A 1166-nucleotide genomic window follows, 5' to 3' on the forward strand; every position below is an offset into this window, starting at 1 on the left:
ATGCTGCTTGGTAGCCGCTCGACACTGGCACCCGATGGACCCCATCGCCAGGTAATTCGTAGGTCGATCCCCGAATCTTTCTCGGCTTTGGAATCCGCTGTGCAGCCAATCACTCTGCATTCAATTCCACCTTTCCTCCATCGCAAACGTCAGGTGCTTTTGAGCGTTCCGTTCATCCCGTTCGGGTAGAAGCCGCCCTTGCTGACGCCGGCCTTGTCGGTCGAGATAGACGATCCGAAGCACTTCCTGGGGCGTCCTCGTGAAGGCGATCGCATCCGGGGTCGATGGAACGATATTGGCTCTGCCCTTGCCAGCCAGACGAAGTGACCGTCCGACCGGGCCTTACACGCGCAGCTTTCAGTTCCGACGGCACCCAAGTCGCAATTATTTCCGGCGAAGAAAGGGTCCGTATCGTTCGCGTTTTCCAGACACCCAACGACCTCATTGACTTCGCCCGGCGCACCTCCCTCGCGAACTCACCCCTTGCGAGCGGTGAAGCTTCTTTCTTCCTGAAGACCCTGCAACTGGTACTTGTCCGGACTGATGTCGGCAACGGGGTCAGATTTTGCCGCTTGAGCTGGCCGCCGGAACGGGCAACTTAGCGCTAGAAGCTGACCTTGCCAGAGCTTGACCAAGACCGCTCTGGTCTTGATCAATGCGCCACGCCGTCGGATGCGTGCAGAAGTCTCCAGGTCAAGCCGATGCTGCCATCGAACTCGGATGCAAAATGTTCGGCGGCGACGCCTTCCAGGCCGTCATCGACAAGAGCCTCGATGGTTCGTCGCACCAGCGCGAGCTGCATCTCGCGGGCGTGTGCCAGGTCTGTCTCTCTCATGATTTCCGTGACGTGGTAGGCGACAACGGGCTGGCCGAGGCAAGACATGAGCGCGCTCGCTTCTGACGTCACTGCGGTAACTGCGTCTTCGATCTTCATTCTGGCGCTCCTCATCAAACATGATGCGGCGCCTCCCCATGACACGACGGTGTTCCGTCGCTTCTTTTTCAATTTCGAATGTCGTGAGTGAAAGTCTGGTGCGCGAACAGGAGAATTACCCTCTCTTGTCCCAATCTCCTTGAGCAGCCACGCTACCCAAATCAGTATGCTGCAAAATTGAATTAAAGGCGACCGAATAGTTAATCGATGGTTAATGGCTGCGCTCGCATCT

1 protein-coding gene and 1 pseudogene are annotated in these 1166 nt (G+C 57.1%); both read right to left on the reverse strand.

All coding sequences use genetic code 11. The annotated features are described in order from the left end of the window. Positions 1-149 precede the first annotated feature (149 nt). Positions 150-306: pseudogene (locus NKH49_RS34700) on the reverse strand (ferritin-like domain-containing protein); the annotation flags it as partial. 346 nt (positions 307-652) lie between these two features. Beyond that, positions 653-934, reverse strand: coding sequence for a hypothetical protein (locus tag NKH49_RS34705; RefSeq protein WP_352473173.1), 282 nt, complete (start codon positions 932-934; stop codon positions 653-655). Positions 935-1166: the final 232 nt, after the last annotated feature.

The sequence above is a fragment of the Mesorhizobium sp. M1088 genome (assembly GCF_040318575.1).
In the GTDB taxonomy this organism is placed as follows: Bacteria; Pseudomonadota; Alphaproteobacteria; order Rhizobiales; family Rhizobiaceae; genus Mesorhizobium.

What these genes read in the sequence shown, in the direction of transcription:
- NKH49_RS34705 (WP_352473173.1), bottom strand. Translation starts at nt 934, where the DNA reads ATGAAGATCGAAGACGCAGTTACCGCAGTGACGTCAGAAGCGAGCGCG.